Origin of the sequence: Pseudomonas sp. StFLB209, assembly GCF_000829415.1 — a bacterium.
Classification (GTDB): domain Bacteria; phylum Pseudomonadota; class Gammaproteobacteria; order Pseudomonadales; family Pseudomonadaceae; genus Aquipseudomonas.
Genome location: NZ_AP014637.1, coordinates 1,322,406 through 1,342,138, shown reverse-complemented (window position 1 = coordinate 1,342,138; position 19,733 = coordinate 1,322,406). Strand labels below are relative to the sequence as shown.

The 19,733-nt window shown below is 60.1% G+C and carries 20 protein-coding genes and 1 pseudogene; 12 read left to right on the top strand and 9 right to left on the bottom strand.

What is annotated here, in order from left to right; genetic code table 11:
* The first annotated feature begins 30 nt into the window (after positions 1-30).
* From PSCI_RS06255 to trpE, 6 genes are all read left to right on the top strand, one after another.
* On the top strand, positions 31-1,062 hold the full coding sequence (locus PSCI_RS06255) for a polyamine ABC transporter substrate-binding protein (RefSeq protein WP_045484238.1): 1,032 nt from the start codon (positions 31-33) through the stop codon (positions 1,060-1,062).
* Between the two features lie 78 nt (positions 1,063-1,140).
* Positions 1,141-2,388: an ABC transporter permease gene (locus PSCI_RS06250; RefSeq protein WP_045484236.1), complete on the top strand. Its 1,248-nt coding sequence runs from the start codon at positions 1,141-1,143 to the stop codon at positions 2,386-2,388.
* Positions 2,389-2,399: 11 nt separating this feature from the next.
* Complete coding sequence (locus PSCI_RS06245) at positions 2,400-3,224, top strand: ABC transporter permease (protein ID WP_045484232.1); 825 nt, start codon at positions 2,400-2,402, stop codon at positions 3,222-3,224.
* Between the two features lie 144 nt (positions 3,225-3,368).
* Entirely contained in the window at positions 3,369-4,043 is a 675-nt protein-coding gene (gene rpe, locus PSCI_RS06240; RefSeq protein ID WP_045493903.1) for a ribulose-phosphate 3-epimerase, read from the top strand.
* Positions 4,040-4,858 (top strand): phosphoglycolate phosphatase, encoded by an 819-nt coding sequence (locus tag PSCI_RS06235; RefSeq protein ID WP_045484229.1) that lies wholly within the window; start codon positions 4,040-4,042, stop codon positions 4,856-4,858. The genes rpe and PSCI_RS06235 overlap by 4 nt, the downstream gene beginning before the upstream one ends.
* Positions 4,859-4,941: 83 nt before the next feature.
* The gene (gene trpE, locus PSCI_RS06230; protein ID WP_045484226.1) at positions 4,942-6,414 is read left to right on the top strand and encodes an anthranilate synthase component I; all 1,473 of its coding nucleotides are present in this window, start codon (positions 4,942-4,944) and stop codon (positions 6,412-6,414) included.
* 98 nt (positions 6,415-6,512) lie between these two features.
* On the opposite strand, the gene estP is transcribed toward trpE, so the two are convergent.
* Positions 6,513-8,450 (bottom strand): esterase EstP, encoded by a 1,938-nt coding sequence (gene estP, locus PSCI_RS06225; protein ID WP_045484222.1) that lies wholly within the window; start codon positions 8,448-8,450, stop codon positions 6,513-6,515.
* Positions 8,451-8,934: 484 nt separating this feature from the next.
* Between estP and PSCI_RS06220 the strand changes: the two genes are divergently transcribed.
* The 4 genes from PSCI_RS06220 to PSCI_RS06205 are packed head-to-tail and all read left to right on the top strand — an operon-like array spanning position 8,935 to position 12,144.
* Positions 8,935-9,534: an aminodeoxychorismate/anthranilate synthase component II gene (locus PSCI_RS06220; RefSeq protein ID WP_045484218.1), complete on the top strand. Its 600-nt coding sequence runs from the start codon at positions 8,935-8,937 to the stop codon at positions 9,532-9,534.
* 21 nt (positions 9,535-9,555) lie between these two features.
* Entirely contained in the window at positions 9,556-10,605 is a 1,050-nt protein-coding gene (gene trpD, locus PSCI_RS06215) for an anthranilate phosphoribosyltransferase (protein WP_045493900.1), read from the top strand.
* Positions 10,602-11,444 (top strand): indole-3-glycerol phosphate synthase TrpC, encoded by an 843-nt coding sequence (gene trpC / locus PSCI_RS06210; RefSeq protein WP_045484216.1) that lies wholly within the window; start codon positions 10,602-10,604, stop codon positions 11,442-11,444. The genes trpD and trpC overlap by 4 nt, the downstream gene beginning before the upstream one ends.
* A 13-nt stretch (positions 11,445-11,457) precedes the next feature.
* On the top strand, positions 11,458-12,144 hold the full coding sequence (locus tag PSCI_RS06205) for a lipoate--protein ligase family protein (protein ID WP_045493897.1): 687 nt from the start codon (positions 11,458-11,460) through the stop codon (positions 12,142-12,144).
* 6 nt (positions 12,145-12,150) lie between these two features.
* Here the strand turns inward: PSCI_RS06205 and crp are convergent, their stop codons facing one another.
* Positions 12,151-12,795, bottom strand: coding sequence for a cAMP-activated global transcriptional regulator CRP (gene crp, locus PSCI_RS06200; RefSeq protein WP_045484213.1), 645 nt, complete (start codon positions 12,793-12,795; stop codon positions 12,151-12,153).
* Positions 12,796-13,025: 230 nt separating this feature from the next.
* Between crp and PSCI_RS06195 the strand changes: the two genes are divergently transcribed.
* Positions 13,026-13,448 (top strand): OsmC family protein, encoded by a 423-nt coding sequence (locus tag PSCI_RS06195; protein WP_045484210.1) that lies wholly within the window; start codon positions 13,026-13,028, stop codon positions 13,446-13,448.
* Positions 13,449-13,497: 49 nt separating this feature from the next.
* Here PSCI_RS06195 and coq7 read toward each other — a convergent pair whose 3' ends face one another.
* The 5 genes from coq7 to hemJ all read right to left on the bottom strand — a co-directional run bounded on the left by coq7 (position 13,498) and on the right by hemJ (position 16,879).
* Positions 13,498-14,145, bottom strand: a complete 648-nt coding sequence (gene coq7 / locus PSCI_RS06190) for a 2-polyprenyl-3-methyl-6-methoxy-1,4-benzoquinone monooxygenase (RefSeq protein ID WP_045484207.1) — start codon at positions 14,143-14,145, stop codon at positions 13,498-13,500.
* Positions 14,146-14,266: 121 nt separating this feature from the next.
* Entirely contained in the window at positions 14,267-14,611 is a 345-nt protein-coding gene (locus PSCI_RS06185; RefSeq protein WP_442965443.1) for a histidine triad nucleotide-binding protein, read from the bottom strand.
* A gap of 56 nt (positions 14,612-14,667) precedes the next feature.
* Positions 14,668-15,447: an SDR family NAD(P)-dependent oxidoreductase gene (locus PSCI_RS06180; RefSeq protein WP_045484204.1), complete on the bottom strand. Its 780-nt coding sequence runs from the start codon at positions 15,445-15,447 to the stop codon at positions 14,668-14,670.
* A 41-nt stretch (positions 15,448-15,488) separates the two neighbouring features.
* Positions 15,489-16,364, bottom strand: coding sequence for a DUF805 domain-containing protein (locus PSCI_RS06175; RefSeq protein ID WP_045484203.1), 876 nt, complete (start codon positions 16,362-16,364; stop codon positions 15,489-15,491).
* An 89-nt stretch (positions 16,365-16,453) separates the two neighbouring features.
* On the bottom strand, positions 16,454-16,879 hold the full coding sequence (gene hemJ / locus PSCI_RS06170) for a protoporphyrinogen oxidase HemJ (protein ID WP_045484200.1): 426 nt from the start codon (positions 16,877-16,879) through the stop codon (positions 16,454-16,456).
* Between the two features lie 223 nt (positions 16,880-17,102).
* On the opposite strand from hemJ, the gene erpA reads away from it, so the two are divergent.
* Positions 17,103-17,453, top strand: a complete 351-nt coding sequence (gene erpA / locus PSCI_RS06165; RefSeq protein WP_045484197.1) for an iron-sulfur cluster insertion protein ErpA — start codon at positions 17,103-17,105, stop codon at positions 17,451-17,453.
* Positions 17,454-17,505: 52 nt separating this feature from the next.
* Here the strand turns inward: erpA and PSCI_RS06160 are convergent, their stop codons facing one another.
* A complete protein-coding gene (locus tag PSCI_RS06160; RefSeq protein ID WP_045484195.1) occupies positions 17,506-18,600 on the bottom strand; it encodes an anhydro-N-acetylmuramic acid kinase in 1,095 nt (364 codons plus the stop codon).
* Between the two features lie 3 nt (positions 18,601-18,603).
* Positions 18,604-19,719, bottom strand: a pseudogene (locus PSCI_RS06155) (peptidoglycan DD-metalloendopeptidase family protein); the annotation flags it as partial.
* Between the last annotated feature and the right edge of the window lie 14 nt (positions 19,720-19,733).

Below are 19,733 nucleotides of genomic sequence, written 5' to 3'. Positions count from 1 at the left end.
AACCAACACTGCCCGTGGAGAGAAGAATAAATGCTCAAACCATTGAAGTTCACCGCTATTACGCTGGGAATGATGTGTGCAGCGCACGCCATGGCAACCGATCTGACCGTTATTTCCTTCGGCGGCGCCAACAAGGCCGCCCAGGAAAAAGCCTTCTATGCCCCGTGGGAGAAGGCTGGCAACGGCAAGATCATTGCAGGTGAGTACAACGGTGAAATGGCCAAGATCAAGACCATGGTCGACACCAAGAGCGTGTCCTGGGACCTGGTAGAGGTCGAGTCGCCGGAGCTGGCACGCGGTTGCGACGAAGACATGTTCGAAGAGCTGGATCCGAAGCTGCTGGGTGATGCTGGCAAATACGTCAAAGGCGCGATTACCACCTGTGGCGCAGGCTTCTTCGTCTGGTCCACGGTCCTTGCCTACAATGCCGATAAAGTCAGCACCGCACCGACCAGTTGGGTTGATTTCTGGGACACCAAGAAATTCCCGGGCAAGCGCGGCTTGCGCAAAGGCGCCAAGTACACCCTGGAATTCGCCCTGATGGCCGATGGTGTGGCACCGAAAGATGTCTACACCGTACTGGCCAGCAAAGACGGCCAAGACCGCGCCTTCAAGAAACTCGACGAGCTCAAGGCAAACATTCAGTGGTGGGAAGCCGGTGCCCAGCCGCCGCAATACCTGGCCTCGGGTGACGTTGTCATGAGTTCGGCCTACAACGGTCGTATTGCTGCGGTGCAGAAAGAAAGCAACCTGAAAGTGGTGTGGAACGGCGGCGTGTATGACTTCGACGCATGGGCCATTCCGAAGGGTTCGAAAAATGCCGAGGCGGCCAAGAAGTTCATTGCCTACACGTTGGGCGCCGAACAGCAGAAGACTTATTCGGAAAACATCGCTTACGGCCCGGCCAACACCGACGCTGTGAAGCTGCTGGACAAGACCATTCTGGCTGACATGCCGACCACCGAAGAAAACATCAAAGACCAGGTGCAGATGAACGTTACGTTCTGGAACGACAACGGCGAAACCCTGGAGCAGCGCTTCACTGCCTGGGCTGCCAAGTAAGCGTCTGCCCCTGCGTAAGACCGGGGGTATTTCCTGTCAGGGGAATGCCCCCCTCGTTAAAAGATTTCGGAGTTCGCTATGGCCACCGCCGTGCCCCTGTCTGAAGGCGCCAGTCCCAACCTCAAGCAACGTCTGGCTCGTGCCGAACGGGTCAACCGTTTCAAGGCTCAGGCATTGATCGCGCCGCTGGTTATATTTCTGCTGTTGGTGTTTCTGGTGCCGATTGCTGCGCTGCTTTACAAGAGCGTGGGTAACCCAGAGGTCGTTGAAGCACTGCCTACCACCATCGTTGAGGTGGACAAGTGGGATGGCAAAGGCCTGCCGCCGGAAGCGGCGTACAAGGCGTTGAGCCTGGACCTGGCCGAAGCCCGCAAGAATTCGACTGTAGGTGAGCTGTCCAAGCGCCTGAACCAGGAACTGGCCGGTTATCGCAGTCTGTTGAGCAAGACCTCCCGTGCGCTGCCGTTCGCGACTGAACCGGTGTCGTACAAAGAAGCACTCGAAGCGCTGGACGAGCGTTGGGGCGACCCGGCCTATTGGCAGGCGATTCGTCGTAACACCAGTAGCGTCACCCCATATTACCTGCTGGCAGCGCTCGATCACCGTATCGACGATGTTGGCGAAGTGGCCCCGGCCTCACCGGATCAGGCCATCTACCTGGATATTTTTGCCCGCACCTTCTGGATGGGGCTGGTGATCACCGCCATCTGTCTGGTGCTGGCCTACCCGCTGGCTTACCTGCTGGCCAGCCTGCCGTCGCGGCAGAGCAACTTGCTGATGATTCTGGTGCTGTTGCCGTTCTGGACCTCGATCCTGGTGCGGGTGGCGGCGTGGATCGTGCTGCTGCAATCGAGTGGCTTGATCAACAGTGCGCTAATGGCCATGGGCATTATCGATAAACCGCTGGAGCTGGTGTTCAACCGGGTCGGGGTGTACATCGCCATGGTGCATATCATGCTGCCGTTCATGATCCTGCCGATCTACAGCGTGATGAAAAACATCTCGCCGAGCTACATGCGTGCGGCGATTTCGCTGGGTTGCCACCCGTTCGCCAGTTTCTGGCGGGTGTACTTCCCGCAGACCTACGCCGGGATCGGTGCTGGTTGCCTGTTGGTGTTCATCCTGTCGATCGGCTACTACATTACTCCGGCGTTGCTGGGCAGCCCGAACGATCAGATGGTCAGCTACTTCGTTGCCTTCTACACCAACACCAGCATCAACTGGGGCATGGCGACAGCGCTGGGCGGCCTGCTGCTGCTGGCGACCATCTTGCTGTACCTGATCTATAGCTGGTTGGTCGGCGCCAGCCGCCTGCGTCTGAGCTGAGGAGAATCGCCATGCTGACCCCTTACACTTCGCCCGTCGAGCGCATCTGGTACTACAGCCTGCGCATCCTCTGCGCGCTGATTCTGCTGTTTCTGGTGCTGCCGGTGCTGGTGATCGTGCCGCTGTCGTTCAACTCCGGAAGCTTTCTGGTCTACCCGCTGCAAGGGTTCTCGCTGCAGTGGTATGAAAACTTCTTCGAGTCAGCCGAGTGGATGCGCGCCCTGAAAAACAGCCTGATCGTCGCCCCGGCAGCGACCTTCCTGGCCATGGTGTTCGGCACCCTGGCTTCGATCGGCCTGACCCGTGGCGATTTCCCCGGCAAGCCGCTGGTCATGGCCCTGGTGATTTCGCCCATGGTCGTGCCGGTGGTGATCGTGGGTGTTGCCAGCTACCTGTTCTTCGCGCCATTGGGGCTGGGCAACAGCTACACCGCGCTGATCCTGGTGCATGCGGTACTGGGTGTGCCGTTCGTGATCATTACTGTGTCGGCCACTTTGCAGGGCTTTAACCATAACCTGGTGCGTGCCGCCGCCAGCCTGGGCGCTTCGCCGCTGACCGCGTTTCGCCGCGTGACCCTGCCGCTGATCGCCCCTGGCGTGATCAGTGGCGCGCTGTTCGCCTTCGCCACCTCGTTCGACGAGGTGGTGGTGACCCTGTTCCTCGCCGGTCCCGAGCAAGCGACCCTGCCCCGGCAGATGTTCAGCGGCATCCGCGAGAACCTTAGCCCGACCATCGCCGCTGCCGCGACCTTGCTGATCGGCTTCTCCGTGGCCCTGTTGCTGGTGCTGGAATGGTTGCGCGGGCGCAGCGAGAAACTGCGCACCCAGGCGGAATAAAGCAGCCACAAGCTGCGAGCTTCAAGCGGCAAGCAAGAGCGCTCCGTGGTGAAGGCTGCTCTTGCTTATGGCTTGCAGCTTGCGGCTTGAAGCTGCTACTGGGGTACAATGCGCGCCACCGTGATTCAGTCCAACAGGTGCGCCATGCAGCCCTTCGTTATTGCTCCATCGATTCTTTCCGCCGACTTCGCCCGCCTCGGGCAGGATGTCGACAGTGTCCTGGCCGCTGGAGCCGACTTCGTGCACTTCGATGTAATGGACAACCATTACGTGCCGAATCTGACCATCGGCCCGATGGTATGCAGCGCTTTGCGCAAGTATGGCGTCACCGCGCCGATCGATGTGCATCTGATGGTCAGCCCGGTCGATCGCATCATCGGCGACTTCATCGAGGCCGGTGCCAGTTACATCACTTTCCACCCCGAAGCCAGCCAGCATGTTGATCGGTCCCTGCAACTGATCCGTGACGGTGGCTGCAAGTCGGGCCTGGTGTTCAACCCGGCCACGCCATTGAGCGTGCTGGAGTACGTGATGGACAAGGTCGACATGATCCTGCTGATGAGCGTCAACCCAGGCTTCGGCGGGCAGAAGTTCATTCCCGGTACGCTGGACAAGCTGCGTCAGGCACGTGCGCTGATCGACGCATCGGGCCGTGACATTCGTCTGGAAATCGACGGCGGTGTGAACGTGCAGAACATCCGCGAGATTGCTGCCGCCGGGGCCGATACCTTCGTGGCCGGCTCGGCGATTTTCAATGCCCCGGACTACAAGCAAGTCATCGACAAAATGCGCAGCGAGCTGGCAGCGGCCCGCCCATGAGCGGCTTCGAACAGCTTTTTCCAGGCCAGTTGCCGAAACTGATCATGTTCGATCTGGACGGCACCCTGGTCGACTCGGTGCCCGACCTGGCCGTGGCAGTCGACAAGATGCTGCTGGGGCTTGGGCGTCCGGCGGCGGGGCTGGAGGCTGTACGGGCCTGGGTTGGCAATGGCGCACCGGTGCTGGTGCGCCGTGCCCTGGCCGGGGATATCGAGCATGCGAGCGTCGATGCCGGGTTGGCCGAACAGGGGCTTGAACTGTTCATGCAGGCCTATGCCGAGAAGCATGAACATACCGTGGTGTACCCCGGTGTGCGCGAAACCCTGAAGTGGCTGCAGAAGAAGGGCGTGGAAATGGCCCTGATCACCAACAAGCCGGAGCAGTTCGTCGCGCCGCTGCTTGATGAGATGAAACTGGGGCGGTTTTTCCGCTGGATCATCGGCGGCGATACCCTGCCACAGAAAAAGCCCGACCCGGCGGCGTTGTTTCAGGTCATGAAAATGGCCGGGGTAGACGCCTCCCAAGCACTGTTCGTGGGCGATTCGCGCAGTGATGTGCAGGCGGCCAAGGCGGCCGGGGTTGCCAGTGTCGGCCTGACCTATGGTTACAACCATGGGCGACCGATTGCCGAGGAGTCGCCGTCGCTGGTGATTGATGATCTGCGCAAGCTGATTCCCGGTTGCCTGGACATGGGCGCTGAGATACTGTTGCCCGACATTGAACATCCCTCGCAAAGAGATTCCATCGTGGTGGTCACTCGCAAACTCTGGATGAAAGTCATCAAGGCCCTGGCCCGCTGGCGCTGGCGCGCCTGACTTGTTCCTGGCCGCGCATGCGGCACGTTTGCCATGGGCAACTTGCCCGACTGACTGTTTATCCTCATACCACGAGGCGTTTCATGAACCGCGAAGAATTCCTGCGTCTGGCCACTGAAGGCTACAATCGTATCCCGTTGGCCCTCGATACACTGGCCGATTTCGATACTCCCTTGTCGATCTATCTCAAACTGGCTGACCAGCCCAACTCCTATTTGCTGGAGTCGGTGCAGGGCGGCGAGAAGTGGGGGCGTTACTCGATTATCGGCTTGCCGTGCCGCACGGTATTGCGCGTCTATGGCCACAAGGTCAGCGTGACCCGCGATGGCGTCGAGATCGAGAGCCTGGAGGTTGAAGATCCGCTGGCGTTCGTTGAGACCTTCAAGGCCCGCTATAACGTGCCGACCCTGCCGGGGTTGCCGCGTTTCAATGGGGGGCTGGTCGGTTACTTCGGTTATGACTGTGTGCGCTATGTCGAAAAACGTCTTGCCACCTGCCCGAACCCGGACCCGCTGGGCGTGCCCGATATCCTGCTGATGGTTTCCGATGCGGTAGTGGTATTCGACAATCTGGCCGGCAAGATGCACGCCATCGTGCTGGTCGACCCGGCGCAGTCCGATGCTTATGAAAACGGTCTGGCCCAGCTTGATGCGTTGATGGAAAAGCTCCGCCAGCCGATCACCCCGCGTCGTGGGCTGGACCTGTCGCGTCCGCCGGCCGCCGAACCTGCGTTCCGCTCAAGTTACACCCAGAGCGACTATGAGCGGGCCGTAGACACCATCAAGCAGTACATCCTGGCAGGCGATGTGATGCAGGTGGTGCCGTCGCAGCGGATGTCCATCGACTTCAAGGCTGCGCCTATCGATCTGTATCGGGCGCTGCGTTGCTTCAACCCGACGCCGTACATGTACTTCTTCAACTTTGGCGACTTCCATGTGGTGGGCAGCTCGCCGGAAGTGCTGGTGCGGGTCGAGGACAACCTGGTCACCGTGCGACCGATTGCCGGGACCCGTCCGCGTGGCGCGAACGAAGAAGCCGACCGGGCGCTGGAAGAAGACTTGCTGTCCGACGACAAGGAAATTGCCGAACACCTGATGCTCATCGATCTGGGGCGTAACGACACGGGGCGGGTTTCTGAAATCGGCACCGTGAAACTGACCGAGAAGATGGTCATCGAGCGTTATTCCAACGTGATGCACATCGTCTCCAACGTCACAGGCCAGCTCAAGAGTGGCCTGACGGCCATGGATGCATTGCGGGCGATCCTGCCGGCCGGCACCCTGTCAGGGGCGCCGAAGATCCGTGCCATGGAAATCATCGACGAACTGGAGCCGGTCAAGCGCGGCGTCTACGGCGGTGCGGTGGGTTACCTGGCGTGGAACGGCAACATGGACACCGCCATCGCTATCCGCACCGCAGTGATCAAGGATGGCGAGCTGCACGTGCAGGCTGGTGGCGGCATCGTGGCCGACTCGGTGCCGGCGCTTGAATGGGAAGAAACCATCAACAAACGCCGCGCCATGTTCCGCGCCGTTGCTTTGGCTGAGCAGCAGTAGCAGGGGCCGGGTGGCGATCCGCTTGTAGGACCGGCTTTAGCCGGGAAGAAACGGTTAACGATTCCCGGCTAAAGCCGGTCCTACAGCTCCCGCTCGCTTCAGAAATCCAGACTCACTCCGACACTGACCCCTTGCTGGGTCAGTTCGTCGTTCTTGCGCCAGTTGTAATTGGCGCGCAGGCTCAGGTCGCGACTGATTTTATGTGCCACCCCAAGGCTGGCGCGGTTGAGGTTGCGCTGAGGCTCATAGCCTTGTAGCTCGAAGTTGATCGACGACAGGCTGGTCAGGGCCATGCGCAGTTGTTGCGGGTCGGTTTCGAACTCGCGCTCGTGGGCGATTTCGCCGAACACTTGGGTGGCATTGCTCAATTGCCATTTGCCCAGCAGGCCGACCCCGGCGCGCTTTGAGGTGCGCTCTTGATCGTCGATGGTCAGGGCGGTCGAGCCATTACCGCGCTCGCGATAGCCATCCACGTTCACCCGGGCATAGTCGGCGCTGATGAACGGCGACAGGTGCCAGGGGCGGTTGGCGCCGGCCAGGTCATAGCCCAGTCGTGCACTCAACGCCCACAGGTGACCGTCGGTGTCACCTTTTTGCTGGGCTTCGGCGACGCCCAGAGCGAATTTGCGCTCGGCCCGATCATAGTCGAGACGCCCGCCGGACGCGGCCAGATCAGCCCACAGGTTGTTGGCCTGGTACTGCAGGAAAGCGCTGGCGATATAACCATTGAGGCGGTAGTGCGAATCAAGCGTTCCTGCTTTCAAACTCTGCCGATAGGCTCCGGCAACCAGACCGCTGCGCCAGTGCTCGGCAAACCGGTAGCTGCCGCCGAGGGTCAGGTTGTAGCCACGGCCATCGGCTTGGGCGCCGCTGCTTTGGGCGTCGATATCCAGATGCTGACCGCCGGCGGCGACCAGGCTGCGCCACTGGCCAATCGGTTGCCATGCACCGAAGTCTGCCAGCCATTGCGCGCGCAGCTCATCCTGTTGGCTACGCAAGGTACTGTGACCCATTTCCGGCAGCAGGGTCAGTTCCCAAGGTGCAGAGAGGATCGACCAGCCGTAATCGGCGAGCAGTTGTTGTGCTGCGGTGGTGGGGTGTACGCGGTCATTGAAAAACAGCTTGCTCGGGTCCGGGCTGCTGCCGTTCAGGCCGTAGATCGGGTTGGCTGTGCAGCTGTCGCCGCTGAAGCAGGTGCCGATCAGATTGGTATTGGCTGCAAAGCCGTAACGGGCCGGGTCGGCCAGGGTTTCGCTGATGAACAGCGGAATGTTCAACGGGATGATCTGCGCATCGATCTGCGCCAGTTGCGCGACCAGCTGGCTGTTGAAGGCGGAACTGAGTTGAGAGACCAAAGGTTGTGCCGGATTGCCGCTGAAGGCCGGAGTCTGGCCGATGTCCGGCAGCAGCCAGACCATGATGTAGCGTGCACCGGCCTGCTGCAGTGCTTGGGCGCTGTCGGCCAGGCGGCCACCGGCGGCCCGCGCATCGCTGGCACTCAGTACCCGGCCCTGGAGGAAGTCGTTGCCGCCGCCAGTCAGGTAATACAAGGCATCGGGATCAGCGCGAAAGTTATTGCCGGGCAGGTAACCCGGCCGGGTGCGCAAGGTGGTTCCCGAGTTGGGGTCGACCACGCTGGACTGCGAGGTGATGGCCGCCAGGATCTGGTCAGTGCGATACCCGCCGACCGCCCAATTGTTGCCGTCGGGCAGACCCAGGGCGGCGTTGAGCGGTGAAGTCGAGGCATTCAGATCGGCAGGCGCAATGCCGAGCATCATGCCCAGCAGGGTCGGAGAGCTGTAGCCGGTCATTTCACCGCTGCCGTAGGTCGGACCAGTGCGGTTGGTAAACCGCAGGCTCGCGCCGCTGGGGCCGGCGAGATCCGGGAATTGCCCGGCATCGGCCAGGCTGTCGCCGAAGACGAACAGGGTCGAGTAAGGCGCTGCGGTGCCCGGCGTCGGCAGGCAGCCCAGTGATAGCAGGCAAGCCAGCAGCGGCTTGCGCAACGAGGAAAACGGCGAGACGAGTGAGCGCATGGTAGCCATCCGTGTTGTTGTTTTTACCGGCCCCAGACACCCTAGCAAGCATTGGCACAGTTGCCAGGCCGATGGCCGGTTACGCGCAGCATTGGGCGTAATACGCGATGTCTGTCTGGGCAAATGATGTGCTTGTGGGCTGATGCGCTTTAACTGTCGGTTTCTGATGGGATATTGCGTCGGTTTTCTTGCGTACAATGATTGCGCGGTGTGACCCGGTACGCTAATGTCCCGAAACGTTTAGAAGAGACTCCTTCCGTGACGACTGTCAGCAAACTCTTGATGCGCGTTATCAAGGCTCACGCCCGTTGGCGTTGGCGCGCCTGACTATTCTCCTTCCGGCCACGCCGGACTCGTAACAATGTGCCCTCGTAATCTGTCTGCTGGTGCGCCCCGGATGCCTGACCATCCTGGTGATGGTGACCTGTGAGCGACGACCTGCGCGGGGCGGTTTCAAAGTCAGCGAATTCAAGAGGTGAGCTACATGCTGCTGATGATCGATAACTACGACTCCTTTACCTACAACGTCGTGCAGTACCTGGGTGAGCTGGGTGCCGATGTCAAAGTGATCCGCAACGACGAATTGACCATTGCCCAGATCGAGGCGCTCAACCCTGAGCGTATCGTGGTATCGCCAGGGCCTTGCACGCCTAACGAGGCTGGCGTGTCGCTTGAAGTGATCCGTCACTTTGCCGGCAAGCTGCCGATTCTCGGTGTCTGCCTGGGCCATCAATCGATCGGTCAGGCGTTTGGTGGTGATGTGGTGCGCGCCCGCCAGGTGATGCACGGCAAGACCAGCCCGGTGGCCCATGAAGACCTGGGCGTGTTCAATGGGCTGAACCAGCCGCTGGTGGTGACCCGTTATCACTCGCTGGTGGTCAAGCGCGAGACGTTGCCCGACTGCCTGGAAGTCACTGCCTGGACGGCGCATGCCGATGGTTCAGTGGACGAGATCATGGGCCTGCGGCACAAGACTCTGAATATCGAGGGTGTGCAGTTTCACCCCGAGTCGATCCTCACCGAGCAGGGTCATGAGCTGTTCGCCAACTTTCTCAAACAGACCGGCGGCAGTCGTCAGGCATAAGGAACTCCCATGAGCAGCACAATCAATATCAAGACTGCCCTGGACCGGGTGGTCAATCATCTGGACCTGAGCACTGAAGAAATGAGCCAGGTGATGCGCGACATCATGACCGGTCAGTGCACCGAGGCGCAGATTGGCGCGTTCATGATGGGCATGCGCATGAAAAGCGAGAGCATCGATGAAATCGTCGGCGCTGTCTCGGTGATGCGTGAGCTGGCAGGCCAGGTGCAGTTGCAGACGCTGGAGCGGGTGGTCGACATTGTCGGCACCGGTGGTGATGGCGCGAATATCTTCAACGTATCCACCGCCGCCTCGCTGGTGATCTCCGCTGCTGGCTGCACCGTGGCCAAGCATGGCAACCGTGCGGTGTCGGGCAAAAGCGGCAGTGCCGACCTGCTTGAAGCTGCCGGTGTCTATCTGAACCTGAGCCCGGTGCAGGTCGCTCGTTGCATCGACAGTGTGGGCATCGGCTTCATGTTCGCGCAAATGCACCATGGTGCCATGAAGTACGCCGCCGGCCCCCGGCGAGACCTGGGGCTGCGCACCCTGTTCAACATGCTTGGCCCGCTGACCAACCCGGCCGGTGTGCGTCATCAGGTGGTGGGCGTGTTTACCCAGGCTTTGTGCCGGCCGCTGGCCGAGGTGTTGCAGCGCTTGGGTAGCAAGCACGTACTGGTGGTGCACTCTCAGGATGGTCTGGACGAATTCAGCCTGGCAGCGCCAACCTTTGTCGCTGAATTGAACAACGATCAGATCACTGAGTACTGGGTCCAGCCCGAGGACCTGGGGATCAAGAGCCAGAGCCTGTATGGCCTGGTAGTCGACAGCCCGCAAGCCTCGCTGGAACTGATTCGTGATGCGCTGGGACGACGCAAGACCGAGAGCGGGCAAAAGGCTGCCGAAATGATCGTGCTCAACGCTGGCGCTGCACTTTACGCCGCTGATCATGCCTACAGCCTCAAAGAAGGCGTGGAGTTGGCTCACGATGCGTTGCACACTGGTCTGGCCCGGGAAAAACTCGAAGAGCTGGGCGCTTTTACCGCCGTATTCAAGCTGGAGAATGAAGGATGAGCGTGCCGACGGTTCTGGAAAAAATCCTGGCCCGCAAGGCTGAAGAAGTCATTGCCTGTCGTGCCCGGGTCAGCCTGGCCGAACTGGAACAACAGATTGCCAGGGGTGATGCACCGCGTGGCTTTGCTAATGCATTGATAGAACAGGCCAGGCGCAAGCAGCCGGCAGTGATTGCCGAGATCAAAAAGGCCTCACCGAGCAAAGGCGTGATCCGCGAAGATTTCAAGCCTGCCGAAATCGCCGTCAGTTATGAGCAGGGCGGGGCGACCTGCCTGTCGGTTCTGACTGACATCGACTTCTTTCAGGGCGCTGATGCGTATCTGCAGCAAGCCCGTGCGGCGTGCAAGCTGCCAGTGATCCGCAAGGATTTCATGATCGACCCGTATCAGGTGGTCGAGGCCCGTGCGCTGGGCGCCGATTGCATCCTGCTGATCGTTTCGGCCCTGGATGATGGGCGCATGGCTGAATTGGCCGCAACCGCCAAGGGCGTTGGTCTTGATGTCTTGGTCGAGGTCCATGACGGTGAGGAGCTGGAGCGCGCACTCAAGACTCTGGATACCCCGCTGGTGGGCATCAACAACCGTAACCTGCACACCTTCGACGTTAGCCTGGAAACCACGCTGGACCTGCTGCCGCGCATTCCGCGTGACCGTCTGGTGATCACTGAAAGCGGGATTCTCAATCGCGCCGATGTCGAGCTGATGGAAATCAACGACGTGTATTCGTTCCTGGTCGGCGAGGCGTTCATGCGTGCCGAGCAGCCGGGCACCGAGTTGCAGCGTCTGTTCTTCCCCGAGCGCGGTGCAGCGCCCAGCGCTATCGGGCCGGTGATTGACTGACCCGGTGGCCGGCATGATCGTCGAGGCAGGTGTAGAGCAAGGTCTGCAGGCTGAGCTGGACCTGCTTGGCGCGGTGTGCGCCGGTGAGGCCGAGCATGGCCTGCTGTTCTGGCGTCCTGACCGGCAGGCCTTGGTCATGCCCCGGCGCATGAGCCGGCTGGCCGGGTTCGACGAGGCTTGTAAGGTTCTGGCCGAAAGCGGCTGGCCGGTCTTGCTGCGTGAGACCGGTGGTGAGCCGGTGCCGCAATCACCGGCCACGGTGAACATTGCGCTGGTCTATGCCCAGCCTGCGACGGATGTGGATCGCGACCGTATCGAGACGGCTTACCTGCGGTTATGCCAGCCAATGCTGAAGGTGCTTGCGGCGTTCGGCGGCCAGTCATCGTTGGGCGAGGTTGAAGGCGCATTTTGTGACGGGCGTTACAACGTCAATCTCAATGGCCGCAAGCTGGTGGGCACTGCCCAGCGCTGGCGCCAGGCCCAGGGTGGAGCACGTCCGGTGGTGTTGGTGCACGGCGCATTGCTGCTGGACAACCAGCGTGACGAGATGGTGGCAGCGGTCAATCTGTTCTACCAAAGCTGCGGACTGGCGCCGCGAGTGCAAGCCAGCAGTCATATTGCGCTGCGTGAAGTCTTTAGCGATGACCGGTTGCTTGAGCACCTGGCCGCAGCCTATCGGCAATTGCTCGCCGGGTTGTAACCTGCCTCAGCGGGTGCCGAACACCACCATGGTCTTGCCCTTGACGTGAACCAGGCGTTGTTCTTCCAGTGACTTGAGTACGCGCCCGACCATTTCTCGCGAACAACCCACGATACGGCCGATTTCCTGGCGGGTGATCTTGATTTGCATGCCGTCCGGGTGAGTCATGGCATCGGGTTGCTTGCACAGGTCCAACAGGGTGCGTGCCACCCGCCCGGTGACATCCAGAAACGCCAGGTCTCCGACCTTGCGCGTGGTATTGCGCAGGCGTTCGGCCATCTGGGCGCCCATGGTGTAGAGAATCTCCGGCTCTTGCTGGCTCAGCTCGCGGAATCTGGCGTAGCTGATCTCGGCGATCTCGCACTCGGTCTTGGCCCGCACCCAGGCGCTACGCGGCGACGCATGGCCAAGAGGCTCGAACAGACCCAGCTCACCGAAGAAGTCGCCGCTGTTGAGGTAGGCGACGATCATTTCCCGGCCTTCGCTGTCTTCGATCAGAATCGTCACCGACCCTTTAACGATGAAGAACAGCGACTCCGAAGGGTCGCCTGCGCAGATAATGTGGCTTCTGGCCGGGCAGCGGCGGCGTTGGGCGTGCGTCAGGAGCTTGTCGATGCTCTTGAGTTTTGGATTGAGGGCGATGACGGCCATGCGTATTTCCCGAAAAAGTCTTGCGCCAGATTGCTTGTTATTGATTATCGGCCAAATCGTCATTCTCCCCAGCACGATGAGAGCACTTTGGCATTATTTCCGAAGTTTCCTACACATCTACCTTTAAAGTCATGACTTATATAGGCGGGCGGGAGTAAACACCCGGCTTGCACTCAACGCGCAACAGCCCCTAATCTGGCGACCCTTTTTTCCAGCAGTGGAGTCTGGCGATGAAAGCACGCATTCAATGGGCTGGCGAAGCCATGTTCCTCGGCGAGTCGGGCAGTGGTCATGTGGTGGTGATGGACGGCCCGCCGGAGGCCGGAGGCCGTAACCTTGGGGTACGGCCGATGGAGATGGTGCTGATCGGGCTGGGTGGTTGCAGCAATTTCGACGTGGTGAGTATTCTCAAGAAGTCCCGCCAGCCGGTCGAGAGCTGCGAGGCGTTTCTGGAAGCCGAGCGCGCTTCGGAAGATCCGAAGGTCTTCACCCGCATTCATCTGCACTTTGTGGTCAAGGGCCGAGGTTTGAAAGAAGCCCAGGTCAAGCGTGCCATCGAACTGTCGGCAGAGAAGTACTGCTCGGCCTCGATCATGCTGGGCAATGCCGGGGTGAAAATTACCCACGACTACGAGATCGTCGAGTTGGGCTGACTTTCATGAAAAAAGGCGCTGTCGAAGCGCCTTTTTTCTGTTTGTCATGTCAGATCCGGTAAGTGGTCTTGGTCATGACCTTGGCCACCAGACTCATGCCGAACTTGACCGGCGTCGGGAAGCGAAAACCGCCTGCATCGAGTGCCGTTTCAGCATGATGGGCTTCATCGATGCGCATCTGTTCGAGGATGGCCCGGGACTTTTCGTCTTCGTTGGGAATCTGTTCGAGATGCTCGTCCAGGTGCTTGCAGACCTGATCTTCGGTCGCGGCGACGAAGCCGAGGCTCATCCGGTCGCTGATTAGCCCGGCAGCGGCGCCAATGCTGAATGACAGGCCGTAGAACAACGGGTTAAGCACGCTGGTGTGGCTGCCCAACTGGTGAATGCGTTGCTCGCACCAAACCAGATGGTCAATCTCTTCTTCGGCGGCATGCTCCATGGCCTTGCGTACTTCGGGCAGCTTGGCGGTCAGGGCCTGACCTTGGTACAGCGCCTGGGCGCAGACTTCGCCAGTGTGGTTGATACGCATCAGGCCGGCGATGTGCCGGGTTTCGGTCTCGTCCATCTTGTGCTCCGGCCTCACGATGGCCGGCGATGGGCGCGAAGAGTGACCGCTTGAAGGAAGCAGGGTGCGCATGGCGCTGTCTGCCTGCAGCAGCAGTTTGTCGAGCACAGAGTAGTGGCGTTCGGTTGCCATGGGCACCTCCGAAGATATCGATTGACTCCAGTCTACTGCAATCCTGCCCCTGAGGCTTGAGGCGGATCATCCTGCCGCGATGTGACTGATTGGCGACAGGATGCAGCCGCTGGTCGTGCACTCAGCCCGGAGGCCAGTTCATCTGACGTTGACCCAGTACGTGCATATGAATGTGATAGACGGTCTGGCCGCCGAGTTCATTGCAGTTCATCACGACGCGAAAGCCGTCTTCGCAGCCCTGCTCTTTGGCCAGCCGCTGTGCGGTGAACAGAATGTGCCCGGCCAGGGCTTTATCTTCTTCAGCCAGATCATTGAGGGTGCGGATCGGTTTTTTCGGGATGACCAGAAAATGCACTGGCGCTTGCGGGGCGATGTCGTGGAAGGCCAGAACCTGATCATCTTCGTAGATGATCTTCGCCGGGATTTCCCGATTGATGATCTTGGTAAAGATTGTCTCCACAGCCATGAACTCCTTGAGGGTGGGTGGGCCTTGCCGCAGTGTACTGAGGCGTTATTGCTTCGTCAGTAATTCAGGCAGCGCTTTCTGTTGAGCAAACCGCTGATCCGGCGGGTCAGCCAGCGTGAGGCCAGCCGTGGCCCGAATGTGCGCAGCTTGTTACGCCAGCCGGGCACGATGATTGCGCAATTGCGCTCCAGCGCGCGCACGGTATACAGCGCCAACTCTTCCGGGGTCATCATCTTGCGGTCGTCGGCGCGAACCTGGGCTGTGCGCCAGAAGGCCGTACGGGTCGGGCTGGGACAGAGTACCGAGACCTTGACTCCGTTTTTGTGGCCCTCTTCGCGCAGGGCTTCGGAAAAATGCAGTACATACGCTTTGCTGGCAGCATAGGTGCTCATCCACGGGCCTGGCTGAAAACCTGCCATGGCGGCGATGTTGAGAATCTGCCCGCCGCCATGCAAGGCCATCAGATTACCCACGGTGTGGCACAGACGGGTCAGGGCAAGGATATTCAGGTCGATCAGGTCCTGTTCGGCGGCCCACTCCTGCCCCAGAAAAGGCCCACATGTGCCAATCCCGGCGCTGTTGACCAGCAGGTCGATCTGATGAGGGCTGTCTTCGAGTTCCAGCAGAAATCCGGAAAGACGCAATGGTTCGCCCAGGTCGCAAGCCCGGAACAGGACTTCGATACCGAAACGCTGGGTGAGCTCCAGGGCGATGCTTTCCAGCAGGTCACGCCGACGGGCCACCAGAATCAGGTTGTGACCCCGGCGTGCCAGAGCTTCGGCCATGGCCAGGCCTATGCCGCTGGTGGCGCCGGTGATCAGGGCGTAACGGGTCATGCAGGTCTCCATCGAACATCATGCGTCGGCTTGTCTGCGGCTTACAGGCTTTGTCTTGAGCTCTGCGGGCTGACTGATATCGACTGCGCAGAATGACTGGAGGTCACTTCCATATGCTCTTTGAGCGACTTGAACATTCCGGCCCCGGTGAACAGGACAACCACAAACAGCAAAGCAAGGGCTGCCAGCCACAGGCCGGTGATCACTTTGACCGTGGTGCTGTTGGCGGGCGGCGGCGGGCCATAGGCGTTGACGCCCTTGCTGCCTGGCATCAGGCACATTACCAGCGGGAAGAAACTGCCGACGACAGGCACCAGATTAAGCAACATGCACCAGCCCGACCAGCCGATGTCATGCAGTCGCTGGACACCCATGGGAATCAGCGCCGCTGCGATGCCGACACCGACCAGCAGCATCGCGACACTGCCGGCGCCATCAGAGGCGCTCATCATCAACCCGGCCAACAAAGACAGCGGGCTGGTGATCACCAGCACCAACAGCGACCAGGCCAGATAACGCAGGCGGCCGATGCGCCCGCTCAGGCTGAAGACTTTGAGTTCAGCATAGGCCGACGGGGTATCGACCTGGGCTTTGGGTGGCGCATAGGGTGAGAGCGTATCGGCGTCGATCGCTGGGCGGGTTTGCGGAACCGGCTCAACCTTGTCCAGGCTCAGGCTGATATCGTGCTCGGGCTCTATACGTGCCTGGACGCCGGCTTCTTGCAGTGCCTGCAGATAACGCTCGGCATCCGCCAGCGCCAGACCTTGCTTCAACGCAACGGGCTGGCCACTGAACAGGGAGGCGACGGCCCCCACCTCAGTCTTGAACAACTGGGCGAGATTGAGTTTCGCGGTTTCGAGCTGTACGCCCTCGCGCAATTGTCCGTCGAACACGATTCGGTAGTGGGGGGCGGCCATGCAAGGCTTCCTTATCGAATATCAAGAGATTGCGGTGACCAAACGACGGCACAGGTGGCGCTTGGTCTGTGAGCTATATCGACGCTGGTCTAGAAAGGTTTGACGACCACCAGAATGACGATAGCCAACAGCAGCAATACAGGAATTTCATTGAACCAGCGGTAAAAAACATGGCTGCGGCCCTTTTCACCGCGGGCAAAGCGTTTGATCTGGGCACCACATACATGGTGATAGCCGACCAGCAGGAACACCAGGGTCAGTTTGGCATGCAGCCAGCCTTGGCTAAGCCAGCCGGGGTTGAGCCAGACCAGCCAGGCGCCGAGCAGCAGCGCGACGATCATTGCTGGCCCCATGATACCTCGGTATAGCTTGCGCTCCATGACAATGAAGCGCTCACGGCTGGTGCTGTCTTCGCTCATGGCGTGGTAAACGAACAGGCGCGGCAGGTAAAACAGGCCGGCAAACCAGCAGACAATGGCAACAATGTGCAGCGCTTTGATCCATAAATAGAGCATGTTAGTGGTTCTCCAGGTTCACGGTGGCCGAATAGTAGGGGGCGTGTGGCCTTACGTCACGTTGTCAGTTGTCGCATGGGGTGAATCGCTGGCCCGCGTCACTGCGACGATCGGGCATGCTCTGAGCGGGTCACTGCTGTTGCTATAGTTGACCTGTTTTCTAGGACAAGCGGATAATGTGTCCATTACGCATTACGACGGCTTTAGCCGGGAGAGATCTGACATGAGCGTGGAAAGCTTCACTCCAGTGGCCCTGGAATTCACCCCTGGTGCCGCGCACAAGGTGAAAACCCTGGTTGATGAGGAAGGCAATGATCGCCTGAAACTGCGGGTTTTCGTGACCGGCGGCGGCTGCTCGGGCTTCCAGTACGGCTTTACTTTCGATGAAGACGTTGCCGACGATGACACCATCGTCGAGCGTGAGGGCGTAAGCCTGGTGGTCGACCCCATGAGCTTCCAGTATCTGGCTGGCGCTGAAGTGGACTATCAGGAAGGTCTGGAAGGTTCGCGTTTCGTGATCAAGAACCCTAACGCCACGACAACCTGCGGCTGTGGTTCGTCTTTCTCGATCTGATCGCCCATAACAAAAAGCCGCGCTGATGCGCGGCTTTTTTGTGGGCGCTCGGTCAAGCCGGGTAAATCGCACCCAGGACACGCAGCCCGCGGGCACCGGTCACCGTCGGCCGATTGGCCGGCACGCTTTCCAGACAGCAATGCGCCAGCCAGGCAAACGCCATGGCTTCGACCCAGTCTGGATCGACCCCGAATTGAGCAGTACTGCTGACCCGTGTATTGGGCAGCAGGCTGGCGAGTCGGTCCATCAGCGCCTGATTGTGCGCACCACCACCACACACCAACAGCTCGATGGTTCCCGACTGGGCGCCCTGTAGCGACTGGGTGATGCTGCGTGCTGTGAGCTCCAGCAGGGTAGCCTGGACATCATGTGCGGGCAGTTCTGCAAAAGCCTGCAAATGCTGCTTCAGCCAGCCCAGGTTGAAGACTTCACGGCCCGTGCTTTTCGGGCCTTGAGTAAGGAAGAACGGATCGCTGAGCAGTGCCTGTAACAGTGGCTGATGGACTTCGCCACTCGCAGACCACTCGCCATTGCGGTCGTAAGGCAGATTGCGCTGAGCCTGAATCCAGGCATCAAGCAAGACATTACCCGGCCCGCAGTCAAAACCGGACACCGGACGATCGGACTCGATCAGGGTCAGGTTGGTAAAGCCGCCTACGTTAAGTACTGCACGACGATCCTTGTTATCGTCGAACAGCGCTTCGTGGAACGCCGGCACCAAGGGCGCGCCTTGGCCTCCGGCAGCGACATCGCGACGGCGGAAGTCGGTCACCACGGTGATTTCGGTGAGTTCGGCCAGCAAGGCCGCGTTGCCTATCTGGATGCTGAAGCCGCGCGCCGGCTCATGGCGAATGGTCTGGCCATGGCTGCCGATGGCGCGAATCTGCCCGGCCACCAGTTTCTGCTCGTTCAACAGAGCCTGTACGCCTTGGGCTACCAGCCTTACCCACTTCTGTTCGACGATCGCTGCTCGTGCCAGCTCGTCATCGCCGGGGGAGCAAAGGCCGAGCAGTTCGGCGCGAAGATCCTCCGGCATGGGGATGTAATGCGTCGCCAATAGCTTGGGACGCTGATCCTGCTCAAGCAGAGCGATATCGATTCCGTCGAGGCTGGTGCCCGACATGACGCCGATATAGAAGTGGGCCATGGTTTACCTTTTGTTCAGCGCCAGTTTGCTGGCTTTATCCTGATCCATACGCGCCATTAGCGGCTGACTCATCTGCAGGAAACGCTGCTTTTCGGCCTTGGCGATAGGTTCTGCCATTGGCAGTTTCTGACCCAGCGGATCGACGTGTACGCCGTTGACCTGAAACTCGTAGTGCAGGTGCGGGCCGGTCGACAGGCCGGTGGTTCCAATATAGCCGATGACCTGGCCTTGCTTGACGCTGCCGCCGGTCTGGACGCCTTTGGCAAAGCCCTGCATGTGACCGTACAGGGTGCGGTAGGTGTCACCATGCTGAATGATCACGGTATTGCCGTAGCCACCACGACGCCCTGCAAGCAACACTTTGCCGTCGCCGGTAGCTTTGATCGGAGTGCCCCGAGGTGCGGCGTAGTCAACACCCTTGTGGGCACGGATCTTGTTCAGGATCGGGTGCTTGCGGCCAGCCGAGAACACCGAGCTGATGCGCGCGAAATCAACCGGCGTGCGGATGAAGGCCTTGCGCATGCTGTTGCCTTCGGCGGTGTAGTAGTTCGCGTTACCTTGTTTGTTGACGTAGCGCACTGCGGTGTAGGTCTTGCCCCGGTTGGTGAACCGGGCGGCGAGAATGTTGCCGTTACCGATGCTCTTGCCGTTGATGACCTTCTGCTCGTAGACCACATCGAACTCGTCGCCTTTGCGCAGATCCTGGGCGAAGTCGATGTCGTAGCCGAAGACTTCGGCCATTTCCATGGTCATGGCGTGGGACAGGCCGGCACGTTGCGCCGATTGCGAAAGCGAGCTGTTGATCACGCCGTGGGCATAGGCGTTACGCACATCCGGCTTGCTGAGTTCACGATCGAACGTATAGCCGCTGGCGCTTTTGGACAGGCTGATGGATTCCAGTTCGCTGAGCTTGCTGTGCAGCTTGTTGAGCTGACCGTCCGCAGACAGTTCGAATTGCAGGATCTGACCGTTTTGCAGTTTGCTGAATTGCTTGGCCTGTTTGTCGCTGGCCAGCAGTTCGTGGACCGCAGTGGCCGGCAACCCGACCTTCTCGAACAGGGTCGACAGGGTATCGCCCTTGGCTACGACCACTTCACGGTGATTGGGATCTTTCAGGGCCGGAGCGGTTGCCA